This is a genomic window from Achromobacter sp. GbtcB20 (assembly GCF_019091095.1).
In the GTDB taxonomy this organism is placed as follows: Bacteria; Pseudomonadota; Gammaproteobacteria; order Burkholderiales; family Burkholderiaceae_B; genus Achromobacter; species Achromobacter mucicolens.
In genome coordinates this window covers 1-771 of the sequence record NZ_JAGXJZ010000091.1, presented here as the reverse complement: position 1 = coordinate 771, position 771 = coordinate 1, and the positions used below count along the sequence as shown (strand labels likewise).

Genomic DNA, 771 nt, shown 5'->3' with positions numbered 1-771 from the left:
GGATCCAGGCGAGCAACGGAAGCATGAGCGCGTCGGGCGGCCCGGCGTAGTCCGTCACCACGATGGTGAGGGTGAAGCGGTACTCGTGCGACAGGCTGCGCGTGCCGGTGCAGAGAACGTTGCCCTGCTCCACAAAGACATGCAGGCGGTCGGGGTTCTCGGTCAAAAATGGGTTGTGCCGTGTCAGGTACTCCCGCAGTTCAATGGCCTTTCGCATTGTCCGCCTCGCTTTGGCACTTGATGATGCTGTCCACCTTGGCCGCGCATATCGCCCACGCGGCCTCAATGCGATCAATCTGCACGTTCAGGTCGCCGCTCGTCCGTGGCGCCGCCGCCGGCAGACTGCACGGCGTCACGGGAGCGCAGGAATTCAGCGTAAGCCGCGGCCCCGGTGAGGGCTGGGCGCTCCCGCAGCCTTGCAACAGGATCAGGCAGCACAGCATCAGCCCAATTGCGGACTTCCGGATTTTCATCTTTCAGCCTCTCGAAGTCGAACATGCGCCGATCCAGCGCGTTGCGAAAGCCTTCCTGCGTGCGTTCCAGTTGCGCCAGCGCTTGCCGCTGGCCAGTTACTCGCTCGGCCAGGTTGGCCAGGTCGCTGGCTTGGCCTTCGATAATTTCGCCATATGCCTTCAGCGCAGTGTCCTGGCTCGCAATCTGGCCATGTTGGAGCCACAAGGCCACTGCGAGCGCCAGGGAGACGGCGTAGGGCGCCAGGGCGCGCACGATGGCGCTCATGCCCCCACCTCTTGCGCTTCACCGGCGAACCTC

At 64.1% G+C, this 771-nt stretch carries 2 protein-coding genes and 1 pseudogene; all 3 read right to left on the bottom strand.

The annotated features are described in order from the left end of the window. The coding region (locus KVT32_RS27925; RefSeq protein WP_217619178.1) for a phage tail protein at nucleotides 1-217 on the bottom strand (217 nt) is incomplete at its 3' end. Beyond that, nucleotides 201-443, bottom strand: a complete 243-nt coding sequence (gene lysC / locus KVT32_RS27920; RefSeq protein ID WP_254637046.1) for an Rz1-like lysis system protein LysC — start codon at nucleotides 441-443, stop codon at nucleotides 201-203. The genes KVT32_RS27925 and lysC, both read right to left, overlap by 17 nt. Further along, nucleotides 346-738, bottom strand: a pseudogene (locus tag KVT32_RS32280) (hypothetical protein); the annotation flags it as partial. The pseudogene KVT32_RS32280 and the gene lysC, both read right to left, overlap by 98 nt. Nucleotides 739-771: the final 33 nt, after the last annotated feature.

Bases quoted from the DNA above. Each gene is read 5' to 3' on its own strand.
- lysC (WP_254637046.1), bottom strand. From the start codon at position 443: ATGCTGTGCTGCCTGATCCTGTTGCAAGGCTGCGGGAGCGCCCAGCCC.